General features: G+C 69.8%; 23 protein-coding genes. 19 read left to right on the top strand and 4 right to left on the bottom strand.

Features of this window, described 5'->3' with window-relative positions; translation table 11 throughout:
- Positions 1-31 precede the first annotated feature (31 nt).
- Genes G6N10_RS12985 through G6N10_RS12935 form a run of 11 tightly spaced genes read left to right on the top strand, consistent with a single transcriptional unit; the run spans position 32 to position 12,921 of the window.
- Entirely contained in the window at positions 32-886 is an 855-nt protein-coding gene (locus G6N10_RS12985) for an SDR family NAD(P)-dependent oxidoreductase (RefSeq protein WP_109750580.1), read from the top strand.
- Positions 883-2,280 (top strand): aromatic ring-hydroxylating oxygenase subunit alpha, encoded by a 1,398-nt coding sequence (locus G6N10_RS12980; protein ID WP_085098821.1) that lies wholly within the window; start codon positions 883-885, stop codon positions 2,278-2,280. Before G6N10_RS12985 ends, G6N10_RS12980 begins: the two co-directional genes overlap by 4 nt.
- Positions 2,280-3,452 (top strand): LLM class flavin-dependent oxidoreductase, encoded by a 1,173-nt coding sequence (locus G6N10_RS12975; protein ID WP_085098818.1) that lies wholly within the window; start codon positions 2,280-2,282, stop codon positions 3,450-3,452. Before G6N10_RS12980 ends, G6N10_RS12975 begins: the two co-directional genes overlap by 1 nt.
- Complete coding sequence (locus tag G6N10_RS12970; protein ID WP_085098815.1) at positions 3,449-5,305, top strand: flavin-containing monooxygenase; 1,857 nt, start codon at positions 3,449-3,451, stop codon at positions 5,303-5,305. Before G6N10_RS12975 ends, G6N10_RS12970 begins: the two co-directional genes overlap by 4 nt.
- Positions 5,302-6,219 carry an SDR family NAD(P)-dependent oxidoreductase gene (locus G6N10_RS12965; RefSeq protein WP_085098813.1) on the top strand — a complete coding sequence of 306 codons (918 nt, stop codon included), beginning with the start codon at positions 5,302-5,304 and terminating at the stop codon, positions 6,217-6,219. The genes G6N10_RS12970 and G6N10_RS12965 overlap by 4 nt, the downstream gene beginning before the upstream one ends.
- Positions 6,210-7,376 (top strand): CaiB/BaiF CoA transferase family protein, encoded by a 1,167-nt coding sequence (locus G6N10_RS12960; RefSeq protein WP_179962897.1) that lies wholly within the window; start codon positions 6,210-6,212, stop codon positions 7,374-7,376. The genes G6N10_RS12965 and G6N10_RS12960 overlap by 10 nt, the downstream gene beginning before the upstream one ends.
- Positions 7,357-8,514 (top strand): acyl-CoA dehydrogenase family protein, encoded by a 1,158-nt coding sequence (locus G6N10_RS12955; protein WP_085098809.1) that lies wholly within the window; start codon positions 7,357-7,359, stop codon positions 8,512-8,514. The genes G6N10_RS12960 and G6N10_RS12955 overlap by 20 nt, the downstream gene beginning before the upstream one ends.
- Positions 8,511-9,425 (top strand): acyl-CoA dehydrogenase family protein, encoded by a 915-nt coding sequence (locus tag G6N10_RS12950; protein ID WP_085098806.1) that lies wholly within the window; start codon positions 8,511-8,513, stop codon positions 9,423-9,425. Before G6N10_RS12955 ends, G6N10_RS12950 begins: the two co-directional genes overlap by 4 nt.
- Entirely contained in the window at positions 9,422-10,585 is a 1,164-nt protein-coding gene (locus G6N10_RS12945) for an acyl-CoA dehydrogenase family protein (protein WP_085098803.1), read from the top strand. The genes G6N10_RS12950 and G6N10_RS12945 overlap by 4 nt, the downstream gene beginning before the upstream one ends.
- Complete coding sequence (locus G6N10_RS12940; RefSeq protein ID WP_085098800.1) at positions 10,582-11,625, top strand: acyl-CoA dehydrogenase family protein; 1,044 nt, start codon at positions 10,582-10,584, stop codon at positions 11,623-11,625. Before G6N10_RS12945 ends, G6N10_RS12940 begins: the two co-directional genes overlap by 4 nt.
- 6 nt (positions 11,626-11,631) lie before the next feature.
- Positions 11,632-12,921, top strand: coding sequence for an MFS transporter (locus G6N10_RS12935; RefSeq protein WP_085098797.1), 1,290 nt, complete (start codon positions 11,632-11,634; stop codon positions 12,919-12,921).
- Positions 12,922-12,947: 26 nt separating this feature from the next.
- On the opposite strand, the gene G6N10_RS12930 is transcribed toward G6N10_RS12935, so the two are convergent.
- On the bottom strand, positions 12,948-14,615 hold the full coding sequence (locus tag G6N10_RS12930) for an acyl-CoA synthetase (RefSeq protein WP_085098794.1): 1,668 nt from the start codon (positions 14,613-14,615) through the stop codon (positions 12,948-12,950).
- A 169-nt stretch (positions 14,616-14,784) separates the two neighbouring features.
- Here G6N10_RS12930 and G6N10_RS12925 point away from each other — a divergent pair, with 169 nt between their 5' ends.
- Entirely contained in the window at positions 14,785-15,069 is a 285-nt protein-coding gene (locus G6N10_RS12925; RefSeq protein ID WP_085098791.1) for a DUF1330 domain-containing protein, read from the top strand.
- A 100-nt stretch (positions 15,070-15,169) separates the two neighbouring features.
- Here the strand turns inward: G6N10_RS12925 and G6N10_RS12920 are convergent, their stop codons facing one another.
- Together G6N10_RS12920 and G6N10_RS12915 are read right to left on the bottom strand one after the other, a co-directional pair.
- Positions 15,170-15,892 (bottom strand): SDR family NAD(P)-dependent oxidoreductase, encoded by a 723-nt coding sequence (locus G6N10_RS12920; protein WP_085098788.1) that lies wholly within the window; start codon positions 15,890-15,892, stop codon positions 15,170-15,172.
- Positions 15,892-16,497 (bottom strand): TetR/AcrR family transcriptional regulator, encoded by a 606-nt coding sequence (locus G6N10_RS12915; protein WP_085098785.1) that lies wholly within the window; start codon positions 16,495-16,497, stop codon positions 15,892-15,894. Before G6N10_RS12915 ends, G6N10_RS12920 begins: the two co-directional genes overlap by 1 nt.
- Positions 16,498-16,591: 94 nt before the next feature.
- Here G6N10_RS12915 and G6N10_RS12910 point away from each other — a divergent pair, with 94 nt between their 5' ends.
- Together G6N10_RS12910 and G6N10_RS12905 are read left to right on the top strand one after the other, a co-directional pair.
- Positions 16,592-17,899: a cytochrome P450 gene (locus G6N10_RS12910; protein ID WP_085098783.1), complete on the top strand. Its 1,308-nt coding sequence runs from the start codon at positions 16,592-16,594 to the stop codon at positions 17,897-17,899.
- On the top strand, positions 17,896-18,084 hold the full coding sequence (locus G6N10_RS12905) for a ferredoxin (protein ID WP_085098780.1): 189 nt from the start codon (positions 17,896-17,898) through the stop codon (positions 18,082-18,084). Before G6N10_RS12910 ends, G6N10_RS12905 begins: the two co-directional genes overlap by 4 nt.
- A 40-nt stretch (positions 18,085-18,124) precedes the next feature.
- Here G6N10_RS12905 and G6N10_RS12900 read toward each other — a convergent pair whose 3' ends face one another.
- Positions 18,125-18,883 (bottom strand): L,D-transpeptidase, encoded by a 759-nt coding sequence (locus G6N10_RS12900; RefSeq protein ID WP_085098778.1) that lies wholly within the window; start codon positions 18,881-18,883, stop codon positions 18,125-18,127.
- A 595-nt stretch (positions 18,884-19,478) separates the two neighbouring features.
- Here G6N10_RS12900 and G6N10_RS12895 point away from each other — a divergent pair.
- From G6N10_RS12895 to G6N10_RS12875, 5 genes are all read left to right on the top strand, one after another.
- A complete protein-coding gene (locus G6N10_RS12895) occupies positions 19,479-20,462 on the top strand; it encodes an esterase family protein (protein WP_085098775.1) in 984 nt (327 codons plus the stop codon).
- 123 nt (positions 20,463-20,585) lie between these two features.
- A complete protein-coding gene (locus G6N10_RS12890) occupies positions 20,586-21,701 on the top strand; it encodes an ABC transporter substrate-binding protein (protein WP_085098860.1) in 1,116 nt (371 codons plus the stop codon).
- A gap of 1 nt (position 21,702) precedes the next feature.
- Positions 21,703-22,530 carry an ABC transporter permease gene (locus tag G6N10_RS12885; RefSeq protein ID WP_234810630.1) on the top strand — a complete coding sequence of 276 codons (828 nt, stop codon included), beginning with the start codon at positions 21,703-21,705 and terminating at the stop codon, positions 22,528-22,530.
- Positions 22,527-23,321, top strand: coding sequence for an ABC transporter permease (locus G6N10_RS12880; RefSeq protein ID WP_085098772.1), 795 nt, complete (start codon positions 22,527-22,529; stop codon positions 23,319-23,321). Before G6N10_RS12885 ends, G6N10_RS12880 begins: the two co-directional genes overlap by 4 nt.
- Positions 23,318-24,367: an ABC transporter ATP-binding protein gene (locus G6N10_RS12875; protein WP_085098769.1), complete on the top strand. Its 1,050-nt coding sequence runs from the start codon at positions 23,318-23,320 to the stop codon at positions 24,365-24,367. Before G6N10_RS12880 ends, G6N10_RS12875 begins: the two co-directional genes overlap by 4 nt.
- Positions 24,368-24,387: the final 20 nt, after the last annotated feature.

The following is a 24,387-nucleotide window of genomic DNA, read 5'->3' as shown; positions in this document are numbered from 1 at the left end:
CATTATTTGTCCGGACTAAATGGGAGTTTGGGTGACGGATCTGCTGGGGCTGAACGGCCGCACGGTGATCGTGTCCGGCGCCGCCGGCGGCGGCATCGGCACCGCGGTGACCGAGGCCGTCGCCCGGGCCGGCGCCACCGTCGTCGCGGTGAGCCGCTCGCCGGAGAACCTGGACCGGCACATCGGGCCGCTGGTGGCCGAAGGCCTGCCGATCGTCCCGGTGGCCGCCGACGCCGGCACCGACGCCGGCATCGCCACCACCCTGGCCGCCGCCGAGGCCACCGGCGCCCCGCTGCACGGCCTGGTCAACGTCGCCGGCGGCGCCGACCCGGCCACCTGGATGCCGTCGACCCGGGTCAGCCGCGAGGACTGGCGTGCGCTCTTCGCCCAGAACCTGGAGACGATGTTCTTCATGAGCCAGGCGGTGGCCGCCCGGTTGCGCGAGACCGGCCGGCCGGGCTCCATCGTCTCGGTGTCCTCGATCAGCGGGATGAACACCGCCCCGCTACACATCGGCTACGGCACCGCCAAGGCCGCGATCGTCGCGGCGACCCGCACCATGGCCGTCGAGCTGGCCGGCCACGGCATCCGGGTCAACGCCGTCGCACCGGGGGTCACCGAGACCCCGGCCTCGGCGACCTACGTCGCGGCCGACCCCGAGCGGGACCGCCGCGCGATCGCGATGGGCCGCCGCGGCACACCACAGGAGCAGGCCGGACCGATCCTGTTCCTGCTGTCGGCGCTGTCCGGCTACGTCACCGGCCAGACCCTGCTCGTCGACGGCGGTCTGGACCTGCGCTGGACTCACCTCGGCGCGGACAACACCTCGCTTTTTCTCGCCGACGACGATTTCCGGTCCGCCATCACACGTTGGGAGGCACCATGACCACCACCAGCCCCGCCGACCCGGACAGCCCGGTCGCCGAGGAGCTTGCCGCGCCGGTGACCATCGACGTGGCGGCCTACATCTCGCCGGAGTACGCCCGCGCCGAACGAGACCGGTTGTGGCGCAAGGTCTGGCAGCAGGTCGGCCGGGTCGAGGAGGTGCCCGAGGTGGGCAGCTACCTGACCTACGACATCCTCGACGACTCGATCATTGTGGCGCGCACCGGAACCGGGAACTCCGCCGAGGATTTCGCCGCGCACCACAACGTCTGCATGCACCGCGGCCGCCGCCTGGTCGACGCCGAACCCGGGGCCAAGTCGGCCTGCGGCCGGGCCCGCAAGTCCTTCGTCTGCGGCTTCCACGGCTGGACCTACGGTCTGGACGGCGCCTGCACCCACATCCGGGAGCGCGACGACTGGCAGGGCGCACTGACCGCCGACAACACCCACCTGGCGCCGGTGCGGGTGGACATCTGGGGCGGCTGGCTGTGGATCAACATGGACCCCGACGCCGAATCGCTGGCCGACTACCTACACCCGGCCGCCAAGATCCTCGACCCGTTCGGCCTGGAGAACATGCGCTGCAAGTGGCGCAAATGGGTGCACTTCGACTGCAACTGGAAGGTCGCGCTGGAGGCCTTCAACGAGACCTACCACGTCTTCACCACCCACCCCGAGTTCAACCGGTTCGGGGAGTTCAAGGGCTGGGCCAAGGCCCAGGGCAAGCACTCCAACATCGGCTACGACGCGCCGAAGGACCTGGCGGAAACCAAATCCAAGATCCGGCTGGGCACCGGGGACCCGCGCATCTCCACCGCCGAGATGCAGGTCTACACCATGGAGGAGACCAACGCGACGACCACCCAAACCCTGGTCAACGCGGCGCTGCGGCTGGTCGACGAACTCCCCGAGGGCACCCCGCCGGAGAAGGTCCTCGAACACTGGCTGGCCTCCGCGCGCGCCGACGACGCCGCACGCGGAGTGATCTGGCCGACCATCCCGCCGGAGATCCTCGGCCAGAGCGGCACCGCCTGGCAGATCTTCCCGAACTTCCAGGTGGGCCAGGGCCTGACCAGTGCGCTGTGCTACTCGGCGCGCCCCGACCCGGGCTACAACCCCGACAAGTGCATCTTCGAGGTGTCGGTGTTCGAGCTGTACCCGCCCGGCGAAGAGCCCGAAACCGAATGGGAATACACCCCGGTCGGTGATCCACGCTGGAAATCCGTGCTCCCACAGGACTTCTCAAACATGGCGGCGGTGCAGCAGGGGATGAAGTCCGCCGGCTTCCCCGGCACCCTGCCCAACCCGTACCGCGAACGCAGCACCGTCAACCTGCACACCCAATTGTCGAAATACCTGGGCGCCGGCGAACCCCGCGAAATCAAGGAGAAATAGTGAAGGTCAACCTCGGTACCGGGGCGCAGAACTCCCACGACTGGGAGCGGGTGCTCGCAGGCGACTTCAGCACACCCCCGGCCACCCCGGACGCGGCCTGCGTGCAGGCCGCGCTCGCCCTCGGCGATCTGGCCGAACCGCTGGGCTTCGACGGCATCTGGTTCCCGGAACACCACGGGACCCCGTACGGGATGACGCCCAACCCGATTCAGGCGCTCACCTACTTCGCCGGCCGCACCGAGCGGGTCAGCCTGGGCACCTTCGTCGCCGTCGTGCCGTGGTGGAACCCGGTACGGCTGGCCACCCAGATCGCCTACCTGGACATCGTTTCCAAGGGCCGCTACACCACCATCGGGCTGGGCCGCGGCGTGTCCAAGAGCGAGTTCGACGCGGTCGGCGTGCCCCGCGAGGAGAGCCGCGACCGGTTCAACGAGACCCTGGACATCCTCAAGCTCGCGTTCTCCGGGGAACGGTTCTCCTACGACGGCAAGATCTTCTCCTTCCCGGAGATGTCGCTGCGACCCGAGCCGATCAGCACCGACCTGTACGACCGGATCTACAGCTCCTCCTCGACCGCGGAGTCCCTGGAGATCCTGTCCCGCCGCGGCATGGTGCCGCTGTTCGTCGGCAACAAGCCGATCACCGACGCCGGCGAGGAAGTCCGCAAGGTCAACACCTTCCGCGCCGAGGAGGGCCTGGCGCCGTGCCAGCCCAAGAACGTGATGTTCATGTACTGCGTGCCGAGCGAGGACGAGGTCGCCCAGACCGAGGAATGGATCTGGACCGCGAACCGGGATGTCAACGTGCACTACGGATTCGCCGACGCCTCCAACTTCACCGGGGTCAAGGGCTACGAGGCCTACGCCAACCGGGAGGCCAGCGCCACCGCGCTGCTGGCCTCGGAGGTCGGCAACCAGAAGAAGGGCGGGCCGCCCGGATACCACGCCTCCAACCTGCTGATCGGCACCCCGGAGACGGTGTTCGAGAAGCTCAAGGCCGCCCAGGAGGCCTGCTCGTTCTGCGAGGTCACCATCGTCCCGCAGTTCGGCACCATGCCGTACGAGAAGGCGATGGAATCCACCCGGCTGTTCGCCGCCGAGGTGCTCCCCGCCGTCCACGACATGCCCGCCCCGCTGCATCCGGCCGCGCTGCCCGAGGACGTCCACGCATGACCGAGGCCGTCACCGAGTGCGGACCCACCGAGGTCCCGCAGGACGTCGACATCGAGGCGATGCGGGCCCGGTACGCCGCCGAACGCCAGAAGCGGGTCCGCACCGAAGGTGCGGCGCAATACCTCGACCTCGACGGCGATCTCGCCGACCTCTACGAGCTGGATCCCTACACCCCGGTCACGCCGCGCGATCGGATCGACAACGACGTCGAGGTGCTGGTGCTCGGCGGCGGCTTCGCCGGACTGCTGGCCGGTGCATACCTGAAGAAGGCCGGCGTCACCGACATCCGCGTCATCGACATGGCCGGCGACTTCGGTGGGGTCTGGTACTGGAACCGCTTCCCGGGCATCCAGTGCGACAACGACGCCTACTGCTACATCCCGATGCTGGAGGAACTCGGCTTCGTGCCGAGCAAAAAGTTCGCCGACGGCGCCGAGATCTTCGCGCACTGCCAGCGGATGGCCAAGCATTTCGGTCTCTACGACGGCGCCATCTTCTCCACGCAGGTCGAGACGCTGCGCTGGGATGACGACCTTCGCCGCTGGCGGGTCACCACCAACCGCGGCGACGAGCTGCGCGCCCGGTTCGTGGTGATGGCGCAGGGCTCCTACAACAAGCCGAAACTGCCCGGAATCCCGGGGATTCAGGAGTACCTGGCGGCCGGCGGGCACGCCTTCCACTCGGCGCGGTGGGACTACGACTACACCGGCGGTGATGGGACCGGCGGCCTGCACAAGCTGGCCGGCAAGCGGGTCGCGCTGGTGGGAACCGGTGCCACCGGCGTCCAGCTGGTGCCGCACCTGGGCCGAGACGCCAAGGAACTCATCGTGTTCCAGCGCACCCCGTCGTCGGTGGACGCGCGATCCAACCCCCCGACCGACCCGCAGTGGGCGGCCGAGCTGCAGCCCGGCTGGCAGGAGGAGCGCAAGCGCAACTTCCACAACTGGTCACCGTTTGTCGGGGTGGTGTTCGGGCAGCCGGATCTGGTCTGCGACTTCTGGACCGAGCTGGGCCGCAACATGTCCGCGCGGATCGCCGGCGCGGAGAACCCGGCGGCCCTGGGCCTGGAAGAGATCATGGCGATCCGGGAGGAGGAGGACTACAAGATCATGGAGCGGCTGCGTCGCCGCATCGATGATCTGGTGGACGATCCGCAGACCGCCGAGGCCCTCAAGCCGTACTACCGGTTCATGTGCAAGCGGCCGACGTCGAGCGAGACCTATTTGCCGGCGTTCAATCTGCCCAACGTGCGGCTGGTCGACGTCTCGGAGACCAAGGGCGTGGAGCGGCTGACCGAGAAGGGCATCGTCGCCGACGGGGTCGAGTACGAGGTGGACTGCGTGGTGTTCGCCAGCGGATTCGAGATCTCCACCGAGCTGAGTCGCCGCTACGCCATCGACCGCATCGAAGGCCGCGACGGACTGTCGCTGTTCGACTACTGGCACGATCGGTATCAGACGCTGCACGGGATGACCAGCCGCGGCTTCCCGAACCAGTTCTTCACCGGATTCATCCAGGGCGGCGTTTCGGCCAACACCACGGCGATGTTCGAGCAGCAGGCCGAACACATCGCCTACATCATCGCCGAAGCGCAGAAGCGCGGCGCCGGCACCGTCGAACCCAGCGAGGCCGGCCAGCAGGGCTGGGTGGACACCGTTCGGGAACTCGCGCTCGACAACTCGGCGTTCGAACTCTCCTGCACGCCCGGCTATTACAACAACGAGGGGCGCGGCGCGGCGGTGAACAACGGTGGCTTCCTCGGCGACTTCTACTCGCCGGGCTTCTACGAGTTCGGCGACCTGCTCGCCCAGTGGCGCGACCGCGGCGACCTGGAAGGCCTCGAGCTGACGTGACCGAACTGCGCTTCGACGGCCGCGTCGCCGTGGTCACCGGCGCCGGGCGTGGACTCGGCCGGGAATACGCGCTGCTGCTCGCCGCGCGCGGGGCCCGGGTCGTCGTCAACGATGTCGGCGGTGAACTGACCGGCGCGGGAGCCGATCCCGGGCCGGCCGCCGCCGTCGTCGAGGAGATCGTCGCGGCCGGCGGCGAGGCGGTCGGTTGCAGCGCATCGGTGGCCACGCCGGAGGGCGGCGCGGCGATCATCGACACCGCGGTGTCCGCGTTCGGCCGCGTCGACGCGCTGATCCACAACGCCGGCAACGTGCGGCGGGCACCGCTGGCGGAAATGACACCCGAGGATTTCGACGCGGTTCTCGATGTACACCTGCGCGGCGCGTTTCACGTCCTGCAACCGGCCTTCGCCCGGATGCGCGCGGCCGGCTACGGCCGGGTGGTGCTGACCTCGTCGATCGGCGGGTTGTACGGCAACCACCAGGTCGCCAACTACGCCGCCGCCAAGTCCGGCATCGTCGGGCTGTCCAATGTGGCCGCACTCGAGGGCGCCGAGGCCGGCATCAAATGCAACGTCATCGCGCCCGCCGCGCTGACCCGGATGGCCGAGGGGCTGGACACCTCGGCCTACCCGCCGATGGGCGCCGATCTGGTCGCGCCCGCGGTCGGCTGGCTGGCACACGAAACCTGTTCGGTCACCGGCGAAATGTACGCCGCGATCGCCGGCCGGATCGCCCGGATCGCGGTCGCCGAAGCACCCGGGGTGTACCGGCCGTCCTGGACGATGGAGGACGTCGCCGCGCAGATCGACGGCATCCGCAATCTGCGCGACCCATGGATCCTGCCGGTGGTGCCCGACGGGCACAATCGGCACATCGGTGACAGCTTCGCGATGGCCGGTGGGGGATCGGCGTGACCGGGCCGCTGCGCGGGATCCGGGTCGTCGACCTGACCGCGATGGTGATGGGGCCGTACTGCACCCAGATCATGGCCGACATGGGCGCCGACGTCATCAAGGTCGAGCCGCCGGCCGGGGACAACACCCGCTACATCTCGGTCGGGCCCGCCCCGGGGATGTCCGGGGTGTTCGTCAACGTCAACCGCGGCAAGCGCAGCGTGGTGCTGGACCTGCGCACCGAGCAGGGCGCGGCGGCGTTGTGGGCGCTGATCGCCGACGCCGACGTGTTCATCCATTCCATGCGCGCCAAGGCGATCGAACGGCTCGGCTTCGGTTATGAGGCGGTGGCACAGGCCAATCCGTCGATCGTCTACACCAACTGCTACGGCTACAGTCGCCGCGGGCCGGAGGCCGACCGGCCGGCCTACGACGACACCATTCAGGCCGAATGCGGGTTGCCGCACGTGCAGGAGCAGCTCACCGGCGAGGCCAGCTACGTCGGCACCATCATCGCCGACAAGGTCGGCGGGCTGACCGCGCTGTACGCCACCATGATGGCGCTGTTCCACCGCGAGCGCACCGGCGAGGGCCAGGAGGTCGAGGTCTCGATGTTCGAGACGATGGCCGCCTTCATGCTCGTCGAGCACGCCAACGGCGCCATGTTCGACCCGCCGCTGGGGCCGGCGGTGTACCCGCGCACGGTCGCCCCGAACCGGCGCCCGTACGCCACCAAGGACGGCCACATCGCCGCGCTGATCTACAACGACAAGCACTGGGACGCGTTCGTCGGCGCCGTCCAACCCGCCTGGGCCACCGACGAATACGCCACCCTGGCCGACCGGGCCCGGCACATCGACACCGTCTACGGCCTGATCGCCGAGACGCTGGCCGAACGCACCACCGCCGACTGGCTGGAACTGTTCCGCGAATTGGAAATTCCGGCCGCGCCGATCCACTCGCCGGGGGCGTTGTTCGACGATCCGCACCTGGCCGCGGTCGGGCTGTTCGAGACCGTGCAGACCCCGCACGGTCCGGTGCGCTTTCCCGGGGTGCCGACCTGGTTCTCCCGGACTCCGGGGCACGTCGCCGGGTACGCGCCGGAACTGGGTGCCGACACCGCCGAGGTACTCAACGAAATCCAACAGAAGGGGACCCGTGGACTTCGACATGGGTGAGGGCGCCGCCGCGCTGCGCACACAACTGCGTGAGCTGGTCGCCGACCAGGTGCCGCACGACTACCTCGGGGCGTTCAGTGATGATCCCGCGGATCTGCAAGTCGCCCAACGCTTCTGCAAGACACTCGCCGAGGACGGCATGCTGTGCAGCTCCTGGCCCGCGCGGTTCGGCGGCCGGGACAGCACGGCGTGGGAACAGACCGTCGTGCGCGAGGAGATGTGGGCCCACCACGAACCGCGCGGTGCCCAGTACATGGGGGTGAACTGGGTCGGGCCGATCATCATGCGGCACGGCACCGAGGCCCAGCAGCGCACCCACCTGCCGCCGATCGCGGCCGGTGAGGTGATCTGGTGCCAGGGCTTCTCCGAACCCGAGGCCGGCTCGGACCTGGCGTCGCTGCGCACCTTCGCCACCCGCGACGACGACGGCTGGTTGATCAACGGCCAGAAGATCTGGACCTCCTACGCGACCATGGCGCAGTGGTGTTTCCTGTTGGCGCGCACCACCAAGCTCGAACCGGGCGGCAAGAAGCAGGCCGGCCTGACCATTTTCCTGGTCCCGATGTCGGACCCGGCCATCCAGGTCCGGCCGATCCGCTCCATGCTCGGTCCGCACCACCTCAACGAGGTGTTCTTCGACAACCTGCGGGTCACCGAGGCCGACGTGCTCGGTGAGGTCGGCGCCGGCTGGTCCATCGTCGGGGACGTGCTGTCCTTCGAACGCGTCGGGATCGCCCGCTACGCCCGCTGCGAGCGGTTGCTGCACGCCGCACCCGGCATCCTCGGGCAGGCCTGGGACGACCTGCCGGGGGAGCTGCGGGCCCGCTGGGCGCGGATGCTGGTGCACTGCAGGCGGGCCCGGCTGCTGGCCTATCGGCTGGTGGCCGCCCAGGCCGACGGCAAGGTCGGGCCCGGGGACGCCTCCGGTTACCGGATCGCGGTGACCAAACTCGACCAGGACAGCGCGGAGGTACTGATGGAGATCCTGGCCGCCGCGCCGGCCGACGGGGACCGCTACGGCTGGTTCCGCGGCGAGGTGCAGGACCATTGGCGCTACTCGCAGGCGTCCACGGTGTCCTCCGGCAGCATCGAGATGCAGCGAATCCTGCTGTCCCGGGCCATGCTGGCGGCGTCATGATCCTGGAACTGTCCGAGGAAGCCCTGGAATACGGCCGCGAAGCCCGGCGTGCGTTCGCCGCCGCCGGCGGCGACGAGCTGCTGTTGGCCGCCGAGGCCGACCCGGCTCGCCGCGCGGAACTCGGCACGTCGGTACTGGCCGGCCTGGGCGCCTGGGAGCTGGAACCGTACGCCGACGCCGAATCCGCCGAGGCCGCCGCCGCGCTGTGCCGGGCAGCCGGCCATGCGCTGCTGCCGTACCCGGTGGCCGAGCGGCTGGCCCGGGTCGGCGACACCGATGCCCTGCTGGTGGTCGCCGACACCAACCCGGCCGCCCCGATCGGCGGGCTGGAGCTGACCTGGACCGCCGTCACCCTCGACGGCCGGCTGCACACCGCCGCGCCCCGCGGCCCGGTGCACGACGGGTTCGTCCGCGAGCTGGAGCTCGATGCCGGCGGGCAGCAGTCCGATGCCGCGCTGGCGATGGGGCTGGTGCTCGGCTGCTGGACGCTGCTGGGGATGCTGGATCGCGCCATCGAGCTGACCGTCGCGCACGTGCGATTGCGCCAGCAGTTCGGCCAGCCGCTGGCGAAGTTCCAGGGCGCGCAGTTCCAGCTCACCGACGCGGAGGTGGAACGCTCCGGCCTGGAGATGCTGGCCAAGTACGCGCTGTGGAGCGGCCACGCCGCACCCGAGGACGCCGTCGATGATGCGCTGGCGCTGCGCGCGGCCGCCATCGAGGCCGCCGAGGTGGTGTTCCGGGTCTGCCACCAGCTGCACGGGGCCTCCGGGTTCTGCGACGAGACCACCCTGAGCTGGGTGTCGCGCTACAGCCAGCCGCTGCGCCGGCTGCCGCACGGCCTTTCGGCCACCCGCGAGTTGCTCGCCACCCGGATCGGGCGGCGCGGTCTGACCGGGCTGTACACGCCGTGACCGACCCGCAGGCGTTCCGGGAGCAGGTGCGGGCCTGGTGCGCCGAACACGTGCCGACCGACTGGCGGGCGACCCAGGCCGACACCAGCGAGACGGAATTCGCGGCGTTCCAGCAGGATTGGTTCGCGACACTGCACGCCGCGGGATACGCGGTGCCGCACTGGCCCGCCGAATGGGGCGGTGGCATGTCGATGGCCCACCAGGTGGTGCTGTACTCCGAGCTGGCCGCGCACGACGCGCCGCGGCTGGTGCTGGCCTTCGTCGGCATCCACCACGCGGCCTCCACCCTGCTGGTCGCCGGCACCGACGAGCAGCGCCGCAGGCACCTGCCGGCGATCCTCGACGGGGAGATCTGGGTGCAGGGTTTCTCCGAACCGGAGGCCGGCTCCGATCTGGCGTCGCTGCGCACCACCGCCCGCCGCGACGGCGACGAGTTCGTCGTCAACGGCCAGAAGCTGTGGGCCAGCGGCGGCGCGCACGCCGACTGGTGCCTGCTGCTGGCCCGCACCGACCCCGACGCCCCGAAGCGCCGCGGCATCTCCTACTTCCTGATGGACATGCGCAGCCCCGGGGTCACGGTTCGGCCGATCCGGAATGCGCTGGGGGACTCGCACTTCTGCGAGGTGTTCCTCAACGATGTCCGGATTCCCGAGGCGAATCTGATCGGGGCGGAGAACGCCGGCTGGCAGGTCGCCCAGGCGACCCTGGGCGCCGAACGCGGGATGACCATGCTGGAGTTGGCCGAACGCCTCGGCAACGCCGGACTGCGGTGGCTGGCGGCGGCCTGCCCGCCCGGGGACGCGGTGGCCGCGGACCGGCTGGCCGGTTTCGAGATCGAGATCGCCGGGCTGCGCGGTCTGTGCGCAGACCTGGTGGAGCGCAGCCACGCCGGCACCGCCGGGGCCGCCGACGCTTCCATCGTCAAGCTGTACTACAGCGAACTGCTGCAACGGATGACCGACTTCGGTGCCGAACTCGGCGGGGTGGCCGCGCACACCGTGCTGACCAAACCGCAGTCCAGCGGCTGGGAATCGGGTTCCTGGGTGCTCGACTTCATTGGTTCCTGGGAGTGGACGATTCCCGGCGGTGCCAGCGAGATCCAGCGGACCATCATCGCCGAGCGCGGCCTCGGGCTGCCGCGGGAACCGGGTGTGGCGTGAGCGACTTCTCCGAATTGCACGACGAACTGCGGTCGGTGGCCGCCGAGGTGCTCGGTGCCCGGATCGGCACGGCGGTGCCGGGCGAGTTGCTGGCCGAATTGGGCTGGACCGGAATGGAAGTCGACGACGACCTCGGCGGGGCTGGGGCATCGTTCCGGGAAACGGCGGTGCTGTGCGAGCAACTGGGCCGCGCCGTGGCCGGTGGATCCTTCCTCGGTTCGGCAGTGCTCGGGGTGGGACTGCTGAACATGCTGCGCCCCGGCGAGCTTCGCGACGGGCTGCTGACCCGGATCGCCGAGGGCGCCGCGACGGTGGCGGTGACCGCCGGAACCGAGGCGTCCGATCCCGGCCGGATCGCCTTCGATGGCGCGCTGCTGAGCGGACGGGTCGGGCTGGTGCTGGACGCCGGCGCCGCCGAGGCCCTGCTGGTGCCGGTGCTGGGCCCGGACGATCGGGCCGCCGTGGCGGTGCTGGCCCGCGATACCGCCGGGCTGAACGTGACGGCACGCCAGGTACTTGACGAAACCCGCTGCCTGGCCGATGTTTCGGTGGATGCGGTGCGGGTACCGGATGGGGCGCTGCTGAGCTACCGCGAGGGTGTCGAGGCGGCGAGTATCGGAGACCGGGCGCTGGTGGCGGTGGCCTGCGACAGCCTCGGGGTGGCTGCGGCGATGCTGGACGCCACGGTGGACTACGTCTCGATGCGCCAGCAGTTCGGCCGGCCGATCGGCTCGTTCCAGGCCGTCAAGCACGCCTGCGCCGACCTGGCGGTGCAGATCGCGGTGTCCCGACAGCTGGTCGGGGCCGCGGTTGCTGCGGTCGCCGATGGTGATCCCTCGGCGCACCGAGCCGCAATCATGGCGAAGGCCTACGCGAGTGAGGCCGCGGTGGCGGTGGCCGGCAAGGCCATGCAGCTGCACGGCGGCATCGGCTACACCTGGGAGGCCGACGTGCATCGCTACCTCAAGCGGGCCACCCTCAACCGCGCGCTGTTCGGCACTCCGGCGCAGCTGCGCCGGGAGCTGACCAGCGAGAGGTGAGTTTTCATGTCCGGGATCACCGACACCGCGCCCGTGACCCTGCGGCGGGTCATCGCCGGTGCCTCTATCGGCAACGCCGTGGAATGGTTCGACTTCGCCATCTACGGCTTCCTGGCCACCCACATCGCGGCCAACTTCTTCCCGGCCGGTAACGACACCGCGGCGCTGCTGAACACCTTTGCGATCTTCGCGGCGGCCTTCTTCATGCGCCCGCTGGGCGGGTTCGTGTTCGGCCCGCTCGGCGACCGGATCGGCCGGCACCGGGTGCTGGCACTGGTCATCCTGCTGATGTCGGCGGCCACCCTGGCCATTGGGCTGCTGCCCACCTACGCCGGGATCGGGGTGCTGGCGCCGGTGCTGCTGCTGGTGCTGCGCTGCCTGCAGGGTTTCTCCGCCGGCGGCGAATACGGCGGCGGCGCGGTCTATCTCGCCGAGTACGGCGGGGTCCGTAACCGCGGCCGGACCGTCACCTTCATGGTGTGGTCCGGCGTCGTCGGCTTCCTGCTCGGATCGGCGACGGTGACCGCGCTCTCGGCGTGGCTGACGACCGCGCAGATGGCGTCCTACGGCTGGCGCATCCCGTTTCTGATCGCCGGGCCGCTGGGGCTGGTCGGGCTCTACATCCGGGTGCGGCTTGACGACACCCCGCAGTTCAAGGAGCTCGACGCCGCCGACAACATCGCGAAATCGCCACTGCGCGAGGCGGTCCGGAGCTCCTGGCGGCAGATCCTGGCCGTCATCGGGGTGTTCGTGGTGTTCAACGTCGGCTACTACGTGGTGTTCACCTACTTGCCGACCTACTTCATCAAGAACCTCGGGTTCTCCACGACCGACGCGTTCGTCTCCAGCACGCTGGCCTGCCTGGTCGCGATCGTGGTGATCCTGCCGCTGGCCGCGCTGTCGGACCGGATCGGCCGCCGCCCGCTGCTGATCGCCGGATCGGTCGGCTTCGCGGTGCTCGGCTATCCGCTGTTCCTGCTGCTGAATTCGGGATCACTGGCCGCGGCGATCACCGCGCACATCGGCCTGGCGCTGGTGGAGTGCGTCTACATCAGCGCCGCGGTGTCGGCCGGGGTTGAGCTGTTCGCCACCCGGGTGCGCTACAGCGGCTTCGCGGTCGGTTACAACCTGTGCGTGGCGGTGTTCGGCGGCACCACGCCCTACGCCGTCACCTGGCTGACCGGCGCCACCGCCAACCCGCTGTCGCCGGCGTACTACATCGTTGCGGCGGCGGTCATTTCACTGGCCGCGGTGCTGACGCTGGCAGAGACGGCGGGCCGGCCGCTGCGCGGTTGAGGCACGCCGGGGTTCGGCGCCGCGGGTCAGGCCTGGGCGGCGAGCTCCTTGGCCCAGCGGTAGTCGGCCTTTCCCGCGGGTGAGCGCACCACCTTCGCGGTGCGGATGAAGGCCTTGGGCACCTTGTAGCGGGCGATGTGGGTGCCGCACACCTCGGCCAGCTCCTCGTCCGTGGCCGTCGCCCCCTCGGCGAGCTGCACGACCGCGACCACCTCCGAACCCCAGCGCCCCGAGGGCCGGCCCACCACCACGACGTCGTAGATCGCCGGGTGCGAGGCGACCGCGCGCTCCACCTCCTCGGCGAAGATCTTCTCGCCGCCGGAGTTGATGGTCACCGAGTCGCGGCCCAGCAGCTCGATACGGCCGTCGGGCAGATAGCGGGCCTTGTCACCGGGCACCGACCAGCGCACCCCGTCGATGGTCGGGAAGGTGCGCGCGGTCTTGTCGGCGTCGCCGAGGTAGCCGAGCGGAATCAGGTCACGGCGGGCCAGCCAGCCGGTGTCCTCCTCGTCGTCGACGGTCAGCACCCGGCGGTAGTCGGCGGTCACGATGGTGGTGTCGGCCTGCGGGGTGAAGACCGCCGAATGGGTGGCGTCGTCGCCGAGCACGGTGCTCATCTGCTGGCCGCCCTCCGAGGAGCCGACGGCATCCATCAACAGGACATGCGGCAGCGCCGCGCGCAGCCGGTCCCGGACCGCCGGGGACAGCGGCGCGCCGCCGTTGGTGATCGACACCAGACACGACAGGTCGTAGCCGCCCTTTTCGATCTCGTCGGCCAGCGGACGGGCCATCGCGTCGCCGACCACCGGGATGCTGACGACCTTCTCCCGCTCGATCAGCCGCAGCACCTCGTCGGGGCGCATCCGTTCCACGTCGTCGGGGATCACCAGCCGGCCACCCATGGTCATGATGTTGTAGGCGGCCCACTGTGCGGCGCCGTGCATCAGCGGCGGCAGCATCAGCAGCGACATGTGCCCGGCCGCGGCGCGGACCCGGTCGGCCAGCTCGGTGTAGGAGCCCAGCGCATCGGGGCTGCCGAACGGCCGACCACCCATCGCGGAGACGAAGATGTCGTGCTGACGCCACAGCACGCCCTTGGGCATGCCGGTGGTGCCGCCGGTGTAGAGCACGTAGAGGTCGTCGCCGACCGGTGCGGGCAGGCCGCCGGCCGGGGCCGGGGTGGACACGATCGACTCGTAGTCCACCGCTCCGGGCAGCAACTCGTTGCCGGACTCGTCGGCGACCTGGATGAGCACCTTCAGGTCGGGCAGCTGGTCGCGGATGTGGGCGACCTGCGGGGCGAACTCGGCGTTATAGACCAGCGCGGCGGCCCGGCTGTCGGTGAGCAGATAGAGCAGCTCCTCCTCGACATAGCGGTAGCTCACGTTGAAGGGCGCGACGCGGGCGTGGTAGCCGGCGATCATCGACTCCAGGTATTCGTTGCCGTTGCGCAGGTACAGCCCGATGTGGTCCTGGCCGGACTCGTGGCCGGCCAACTCGGGGCGCTCGGCGTGGGCGCCCAGGCCCTGGCTGGCGAGGTAGTTGGCCACGCCGTCGACCCGCGCGGCCAACTGTGCATAGCTGAACCGCCGGTCGCGCCAGACCAGCACCTCATGATCGGGGATCGTCGCGGCGATGGTGCGAAAAACCGTGCTCAGGTCGAAGGTCACCGGGTCAGTTGCGGTGTCGGCCATGATCCTCCTCGGCTCGCGGTCGCGCGCGTTCGCGTGCGACACCCTGCAATCTAGAACACGTTCCATCGCGGCGTCGAGGGTGGTCGAAGCCGCACGGAAATGGCGTGACAGTATTTGAGAGCGGGATTCTCGTAAAACGTACTGTCAGCTTTTCAGTTTGAGGAGAGAGATGGCTAAGGCCTACATCATCGTTACCGAGGACATCACCGACCCGGAGGGCTTCAAGGAATACGCGAAGACCGCCGCCGGTGCGATGACCCCCGACGTCAAGGTGCTCGCGGTCGCCCCGCAGGCCGAGGTGATCGAGGGCGACTGGGTCGGCCAGACCGTGGTGATGGAGTTCGAGTCGGTCGAGGCGGCCAAGGCCTGGTACTACTCCGACGCCTACCAGGCCGCCGCCAAGCTGCGCCAGGCCGCGGCGAACTGCAACGCGGTGATCATCCCCGGTTTCTGACCGCAGGGTCTGCACAAATGGGCGCTGCGCGGGGGTCCAGCGGGATAATCCACTTGGGCCCCCGCCGGCGGCCTCAATTGTGCAGACCGGCCGCGGCGACTCAGGTGTTACGGCCGCCGTTGACGCCGAGAATCTGGCCGGTGATGTACCCGGCCTCCTCCGAGGCCAGGAATGCCACCGCCGCGGCAATGTCCTCGGGCCGGCCGATCCGGCGGACCGGGGTGGCCTCGATGGTCTTCTCGATGTCGCCGAGGTAGCCCTTGTCGGCGGCCTTGCGCAGCATCGGGGTGTCGATGAAGCCCGGCGGCACGGCGTTGACGGTGACCCCTTGCGGCCCGAACTCCAGGGCCAGCGACTTGGTCAGCCCGTTGACCCCCGACTTCGCCGAGACGTAGTGCGACATATACGGCGTGCCGGAATGCGTGCTGGATGAGGAGATGTTCACGATCCGGCCCCAGCCGGCGGCGAGCATCTCCGGCAGCACGGCCTGGCACATGTGGAACACCCCGTGCAGGTTGACGTTGACCACCCGCTGCCAGTCCTCGAACGAGATCTTCAGGAACGGCTTGAAGCCGTCCAGCCCCGCCGCGTTCACCAGGATCCCGACCGGCCCGAGCTGCTGGTGGATCTGCGCCAGCGCGGCGTCGATCTGGCCGCGGTCGGTGACGTCGGCGGTGTAGGCGAACTCGCCGTCGCCGGGGACCAGGTCGAGGGTGGCGACCCGGTGGCCGTCGGCGGCCAGCCGCGCCACGATGGCCTTGCCGATACCGGAGCCTCCGCCGGTGACCAGGGCGATCCGGGGGGTGCTGGGGGCTGCTGACATCAGTGCTGTTCCTTTCGGGTTCGAGCGGGGGAGCGGGGGGTGCGCAGGCCCAGGGCCCGGCGGCCGGTGGCGATGAGCTGATCGCGCAGTTCGTCGCGGTCCAGCTCGTCGAAGGCGGGGCCGGAGGCGCCGGCGATGCCGGCCAGTACGACCGAGGCCCGGACCGCCCCGGCCGGGGCCGGTTCGTCGACAGACAGCAGGGCCAGCTGGCGCTCGATCAGGTCGTTCCAGTCGCTGTTGGCGCGCAGCAGCAGCGCCACCGCGGGATCTGCGGCCAGCACCGGGACCGCGCGATGGCTGACGGCCAACTCGGCGAACCCGGTCAGCAGGTGATCGGCCCGGGCGTGCGTGCCGCGCAGCCCCTCGGCCTCCTCGATCACCTCGCGCAGCCGGTCCAGGATCGGGCCGATCACCGCGTCGAGCAGCTGCTCGCGGGTCCGAAAGTGGTGGTAGATGGCGGCTTTGGTGAAGCCGAGCTCGTCGGCGATCATCTGCAGCGAGGTGCCCGCGAAGCTGTGCCGGGTGAACAGGTCGATGGCGACCTCGATCAGCCGGCCCCGGGTGTCGCCCGCGCCGTCGGTGCGGGAAGGGGTCGCGGTCGACAACGGCGTCTCCTCTTCTCGAACCCGGACATCTCCTTTACGATCGTATAGTAGCGTGCTAGTCGATCGTAAAGTTATCACTGGGAGGAACCGGCGGATGCCCGAACTCGAAGAGCTCAACTTCTTCACCGATACGAACCTGGTCGCCGACCCCTACCCGTACATGGAGGCGATGCGCCAGGGTTGCCCGGTGCGCCGGGAGCCGCATCAGAACGTCATGGTCGTCACCGGCTACGAGGAGGCGGTGGCGGTGTTCGGCGACGCCGAGACGTTCTCCTCGTGCACCGCGGTGACCGGGCCCTTCCCGGGTTTCCCGATCCAGATCGAGGGCGCCGCCGAGGACGTCTCCGACCTCATCGAGCAATACCGCGAGCAGCTGCCGTTCAGTGACCAGGTCACCGTGATGGACCCGCCCAAGCACACCGATCACCGGGCGCTGCTGATGGGCCTGATCACCCCGAAGCGGCTCAAGGCCAACGAGGACTTCATGTGGGCGCACGCCGACGCGGCGCTGGCGCCGTACCTGAGTGCCGGCGGCGGCGACTACATCGCCGACTTCGCCCAGCCGTTCACCCTGGCGATCATCGCCGACCTGCTCGGGGTGCCCGAGGAGGACCGCGCCGAGTTCGCCGCCAAGATGAGCCACCAGGGCAGCGGCGGCGGCGTCGGCAGCACCTCCAGCGGAACCATCGGCCACAGCCCGCTGGAATACCTCTACGAGAAGTTCTCCCACTACATCGCCGACCGCCGGGCCAACCCGCGCGACGACGCGCTGACCGAGATGGCGAACGCCACCTTCCCGGACGGCTCCACCCCGGAGGTGATGGACGTGGTGCGCATCGCGGCCAACCTCTACACCGCCGGCCAGGAAACCACCGTCCGGCTGCTGAGCACCGCGCTGAAGATCCTGGCCGACGACCCCGAACTGCAGCAGCTGCTGCGCAGCGAGCCGAGCCGCATCCCGAACTTCATCGAGGAGACGCTGCGGATCGAGAGCCCGGTCAAGGGCGATTTCCGGCTGGCCCGGCGGGCCACCGTGGTCGGCGGGGTCGAGGTCCCGGCCGGCGCCACCGTGATGGTGATGAACGGCGCGGCCAACCGCGATCCCCGGCAGTTCGAGAACCCGGACACCTTCGACGTCGACCGATCCAACGCGCGCAGGCACATCTCCTTCGGCCGCGGCCCGCACAGCTGCCCCGGCGCCCCGCTGGCCCGGGCCGAGGCCAAGGTGGCCCTGGACCGGCTGCTGGCGGCCACCACCGAGATCCGGCTGTCCGAAGACCACCACGGGGCACCCGGCGCGCGCCGATTCAACTACGTGCCGACGTTCATCCTGCGTGGCCTGACCGACCTGCACCTGGAGGTCGCTGTCGCCGAGGACGCTGCCGCCGAGGACGCGTCGTGAAGGCCGCGGTCAACGATTCGCTGTGCCGCGGGCACGGCGCCTGCGTGGCGATCTGCCCGGAGGTGTTCACCCTCACCGACGACGGCTACGCCGAGGCGATCGACACCGAGGTGCCCGAGGAATTCGTCAACGCGGTCAACGACGCCGTCGCGGCCTGCCCCGAGCACGCCATCTCGGCGTCCTGAAGCCGCGGGATCCTGACCCGCGGGTTCTGGATCGCCGGGCTCAGGAGTTGACGACCACCGGATCGCCCAGCCCGACGGTGTTGTAGTACCAGGCGGCGTTGTCCGGGCTGAGGTTGATGCAGCCGTGGCTGACGTTGGAGTAGCCCTGCTGACCGACCGACCACGGTGCGGAGTGCACGTACACCCCGCCCCAGGTGATCCGGACCGCGTAGTTGACGGTCAGCTTGTAGCCCTCGGGATCGCTCAGCGGGATGCCGATGGTGCGCGAGTCCATCACCACCGGGTTCTCCTTGCCGAGCACGGTGAATTCACCGACCGGGGTGGGGAACTTCGGCTTGCCCATCGACGCGGGCATCTTGCGGGCCGTCACGCCGTCGATGCTGACGGTGAAGGTGTGATTCGAGATCGACACCACGCCCAGCACCGCCGCGCCGGTGTTGAAGTTCAGCGGCACATTGCCGACGGTCGCGCTGATCTGCGAGTGCGCGGGCCAGTACTCGTCGGGCACGAACTGCACGGTCGCATCGTCGAGCCACTCGTAGCGGCCCGTCGCGTTGGCCGGCGCGGTGATCCTGATCGACCGCTCGGCCGCGGCGCGCGCGGTCACCGGCACCGGGGCGCCGTAGCTGACGATCACCGGGTGTGCGACACCGACGGTCGAACCCGCGACCGGCTGGATCTCCCGGATCGGCACATTCGGCGCGGTGGACACCGCGGCTCCGCCGACGGGCGCAGATCCCAGCAACGCCAGGGTCAGGGTCGCCAGCAGGACGATCACGGAACGCACACTTCGGCGCATCGGTTTGCAGTCCCTTCGACGTGGGGTGAACCACCGATGGTAGTGGCTCAGCCTTGCTGCTCCCTGTTGGTCGGCGCCGGACCGAAATTCGTTACCGCCCGGCGTGCCCGGCCCGGTGGACATTGCGAGGCCGGCCGGCGGTTCCGACGACGAGTCGGTCAAGTCCCGGCAAAGGCCGGATAACGATCGGCGGGCCATCGGCCACCCGGGTCTGCGCCGTAGTGAGTGGAATTTCCCACACCGGGCGCCGACCCCGTCACCGGTTCGGTCGCCGCGCAACCGCCACCATCGCCGGCGCCGTTCGCATTCATGCTGGTCATCGAGTAATTTGAAGCGGTGACGGTGGGCCGGCGCGGAGCTGCCGGGGCGGCTCCCCCGGCGCCGTGTAACGCCGGGACCCTCCCGCGACGATGTCCTCACCGGAGCGCCTGCGGCTTTTACCGCACGGCTGGTCCCTGTTAGGGTCAGCTGGCAAGGAGTGCGGTGGGTGCTTGCCACAACTTCGTACGTAAGGGCTTTTCGCAACGGATGCGGAAAAGCAGTGGAGAAGCGGCGGAACTGCGTCGCGAACAACAGGAACGGCTGGAAAGCAAGGATGAATCTCGTTCATAAGCTCCGTGGAAAATGGGCCCGACGGGCGACCGTCGCGGCGGTGACCGCCGCCACGCTGCCGGGTCTGGTCGGCCTGGTCGGAGAGACCGCCACCGCGGGCGCCTTCTCCCGTCCCGGCCTGCCGGTCGAGTACCTGGACGTGCCGTCGCCCTCGATGGGCCGCGACATCCGCGTGCAGTTCCAGAGTGGTGGCGAGGGCTCCCCGGCCGTCTACATGCTCGACGGCCTGCGTGCTCAGGACGACTACAACGGCTGGGACATCAACACCGCCGCGTTCGAGTGGTACGTCGACTCGGGCCTGTCCATGGTCATGCCGGTCGGTGGCCAGTCCAGCTTCTACGCCGACTGGTACAAGCCGGCCTGCGGCAAGGCCGGTTGCCAGACCTACAAGTGGGAGACCTTCCTGACCTCCGAGCTGCCCGGCTGGCTGTCGGCCAACCGTGGGGTCAGCGCGAGCAACAACGCCGCGATCGGTCTGTCGATGGCCGGCTCGGCCGCGCTGACGCTGTCGGTCTACCACCCGAACCAGTTCACCTACGCCTCCTCGATGTCGGGCTTCCTGAACCCGTCCGAGGGCTGGTGGCCCTTCCTGATCAACATCTCGATGGGTGACGCCGGCGGCTACAAGGCCGACGACATGTGGGGCTCGACGGGCGACCCGAACAACGCCTGGCAGCGCAACGACCCGATGGTGCAGATCCCGACCATCGTCGCCAACAACACCCGCATCTGGATCTACTGCGGTAACGGCCAGCCCAACGAGCTGGGCGGCGGCGACCTGCCGGCGACCTTCCTGGAGGGCCTGACCATCCGCACCAACGTCACCTTCCGCGACAACTACATCGCTGCCGGTGGTACCAACGGTGTGTTCAACTTCCCGGACAACGGCACCCACAACTGGGCCTACTGGGGCCGCGAACTGCAGGCGATGAAGCCTGACCTGCAGCGCGTCATGCTGGGCGGCTAAGCCCACACGCTCAACGGCCGGACCCCCCACCCCTTTGGGTGGGGGGTCCGGTTTCTTTGCGCCGGGTTGGCTCCCGGGCGCCGCGTTGTGTTTGGGTATGGGCATGAAGGTTTGGGTATGGCGATGAGGACGGCCCGGCTCAGGTCCGTCGCGCTGGCCGCGACGCTGATCGTCCTGGTCGCGCTCGGCGGCTGCGCCCCGCCGGAGCGGAAATCCGACACCGGGGCCGCGGCCACCGCGACCTCGGCCGCCGACTTCGGTGGGATGGACGCCCTGGTGGCCGCCGCCAAGGCCGAGGGCGAGCTCAACGTCATCGCGCTGCCGCCGGGCTGGGCCAACTACGGCACCATCATCGCCCGATTCAGCGAGAAGTACGGGATCAAGGTCAACTCCACGCTGCCCGACGCCAACAGCCAGGAGGAGATCAACGCCGCGGTCCAGCTGCGCGGCAAGAGCGCCGCGCCGGACGTGTTCGACCTGGGCCAGGCCGTCACGCTGGCGAACGTGGACAAGTTCGCGCCCTATCGGGTCGCCACCTTCGACGACATCATGGACAAGCTGAAGGACCCCGAGGGCCGTTGGGTCGCTGACTACGGCGGGTTCATGTCGATCGGCTACGACTCCGCGAAGGTCCCGGCGGTCACCGCCGTCGACGATCTGCTCAAACCCGAGTTCAAGGGCAGGGTCGCGCTCAACGGCGACCCCACCCAGGCCGGCGCCGGCTTCTCCGGGGTGCTGATGGCCGCCGTCGCCAACGGCGGCTCGGCCGACGACATCGCCCCGGGCGTGGACTTCTTCGCCCGACTCAACGCCGCGGGCAACTTCCTGCCGGTCGACCCGACCCCGGCGACCATCGAGGCCGGGCAGACGCCGGTGGTGATCGACTGGAACTACCTCAACGGCGAGGAATCCAAGAAGCTGCCGAGCTGGCGGATCTTCGTGCCCAACGACGCCGCGGTCGCCGGGTACTACTTCCAGGCCATCAACGCCGACGCCCCGCACCCGGCCGCCGCCCGGCTGTGGCAGGAGTTCATCTTCAGCGACGAGGGCCAGAACCTGCTGGCGCACAGCGGGGTCCGCCCGGTCCGCGCCGACGTGATGATGATGGCGGGCACGCTGGACCGCAAGGCCTTCGAAACGATGGTGACCATCGACGGGCCGATCACCATCCCCACCCAGGCCCAGACCGACGCCGCGGCCAGATACCTGGTCGACAACTGGGCCAAGGCAGTCGGCTGACGTGTCGAGCCAGGCCGTGCGCCGGCTGCCGGGCCTGGCCCGGCAGTGGCTCCCGCTGCTGCCGTTCGCCGGCTACGTCGGGATCTTCCTGGTGGTGCCCTCGGTGACGGTGCTGGTCAACGCGTTCATCGTGGACGGATCGCCGTCGAGTGCCAACGTCGGCGCGTTGTTCTCCGGGACCGCGCTGGCCGCGCTGGGCCGCAGCCTGCTGCTGTCCCTGGCCTCGGCGCTGCTCGGTGCGGTGTTCGGCGCGGTGCTGGCCTGGCTGATCGTGGCCGCCCGGCCGGAGTCGGCGGTCCGCCGGGCGGGACTGGCGCTGTGCGGCGTGCTGGCCCAGTTCGGCGGCGTCGCGCTGGCGTTCGCCTTCATGGCGACGTTCGGGGTGCTCGGGCTGGCCGGCGGGTTCCTCTACGGCATGCCCGGGCTGATCCTGGTCTACACCTACTTCCAGATCCCGCTGATGGTGGTGGTGTTCCTGCCCGCCCTGGATGGGCTGCGCCGGCAGTGGCGGGAGGCCGCCGTCGGGCTGGGCGCCTCGGAGTGGCAGTACTGGCGCGAGGTGGCTGTCCCGATCCTGTGGCCGGTGTTCCTGGGTTCGACGCTGCTGCTGTTCGCCAACGCCTTCGCCGCCTACGCCACCGCGGCGGCGCTGGTCACCCAGGGCAGCCCGATCGTGCCGCTGCTGATTCGCTCCGCGCTGACCAGCGAGGTGCTGCTCGGGCAGACCGGGCTGGCCTATGCGCTGGCCTGCGAGATGATCGTCGTCGTCGCCGCGGTGATGTTCGGCTACGCCCGCCTGGTCCGCCGCACCGCCCGGTGGCTGTCATGACCGGGCAGCGCTGGGTCCGGGCCGGGTTGATTGCGGCCTTCGCGCTGTTCTTCGGCTTCCCGCTGTACGCGATGGCCGACTTCTCCACCCGCGACCTGTGGAACGGCGGTCGCACCCTGGCGGCCTGGGGGAACCTGGTCGCCGATCCGGCGCTCTACGGCGCGGTCGGGGTGTCGGTGGGGCTGGCGCTGCTGACCGTCGCGCTGCTGCTCGCGCTGCTGCTGCCGACGATGATCTGGGTGCGGCTGCGCGCGCCGGGCGCCCGCGGACTGCTGGAGTTTCTCTGCCTGCTGCCGCTGGTGGTGCCGGCCCTGGTGATCGTCGTCGGGCTGCGCAACGTGTACCTGTGGGTGACCTACCTGCTCGGCGATTCGCCGTTCACCCTGACCTTCGTCTACGTCATCTTGGTGCTGCCGTTCGGCTACCGGGCACTCGATGTGGCGCTGTCGGCCACCGAACTGCGCACCCTGGTGGAGGTCGCCCGCTCGCTCGGGGCGAACTGGCTGACCGCGATCGTGCGGGTGGTGGTGCCCAACATCTGGTCCGGGATTCTGTCGGCGGCCTTCGTGGCCACCGCGGTGGTGTTCGGCGAATACACCATCGCCTCGCTGCTGGGCTACCGGACCCTGCAGGTGGAGATCGTGGCGGTCAGCACCACCGACGGGACCACCTCGGTCGCCGCCTCGCTGGCGGTGCTGATCTTCGGGTTCCTACTACTGACCGGGCTGGCCGTGCTGACCCGGGGCCGACGGATCTGGGCGCCGGTGGCGGCGCGGGGAGGTGGCGGATGACCGCGCGCAGGAGTGTTTCGGTCGACCTGGTCGAGCTGGGCCGGCATTACGGCGCGGTGCGCGCCCTGGACGGATTGACCCTGCGCGTCGAACCCGGCGAGTTTGTGGCGCTGCTGGGCCCGTCGGGCTGCGGTAAGACCACCGCACTGCGGATCGTGGCCGGCCTCGACGAGCCGAGCACCGGCCGGGTGCTGATCGACGGCGCCGACGTCACCGGGGTGCCCGCAAACAAGCGGGACATGGGCATGGTGTTCCAGGCCTACAGCCTGTTCCCACACCTGAGCGCGCTGGACAATGTGGCGTTCGGGCTCAAGCTGCGCGGCATCTCGGCCCCCGACCGGCGGCGCCGGGCCGCCGAGATGCTCGAGCTGGTCGGGTTGGCCGACCACGCCGACAAGTTCGCCGACCAGCTCTCCGGCGGAGAGCAGCAGCGGGTCGCGCTGGCCCGGGCGCTGGCCATCGAACCGCGGGTGCTGCTGCTCGACGAGCCGCTCTCGGCGCTGGACGCCAAGGTGCGGGCCCAGCTGCGCGAACAGATCCGGCACATCCAGCTGGAGCTCGGCATCACCACGCTGTTCGTCACCCACGATCAGGAAGAGGCGCTGGCGATGGCCGACCGGGTGGCCGTCGTCAACGGCGGCACCCTGGAGCAGATCGACACCCCGGCCGCGCTGTACGCGCACCCGACCACCCCGTTCGTCGCCGACTTCATCGGGCTGTCCAACTACGTTCCGGCGGCGGTGTCCGACGGCACCGCGCGGCTGCTGGGGGTGTCGCTGCCCACCAAGCCGGGCTCGATCACCGCGGGCGAGGGGCTGGCGCTGGTCCGCCCGGAGGCGCTGGCGCTGCGGGCCGCCGCGGACGGGCCCGGCACGGTGGAGTCCAACGCGTTCCTCGGGCCGATCTCCCGGGTGCACGTGGTGCTCGTCGACGGCACCTTGCTGATCGCCGAACTCGGCAGCGTGCGCGGCCGCGAATTTCCGCCCGGGACCAGGGTCAAGGTCGGGGTGCGGCCCGGTCCACTGCTGGTGGTCCCCGAGCGCTGAGTTGGCGTACGGGTGGCGAA

It is taken from the genome of Mycolicibacterium fallax, assembly GCF_010726955.1.
GTDB lineage: Bacteria > Actinomycetota > Actinomycetes > Mycobacteriales > Mycobacteriaceae > Mycobacterium > Mycobacterium fallax.
This window is presented reverse-complemented; position numbering and strand designations above follow the sequence as displayed.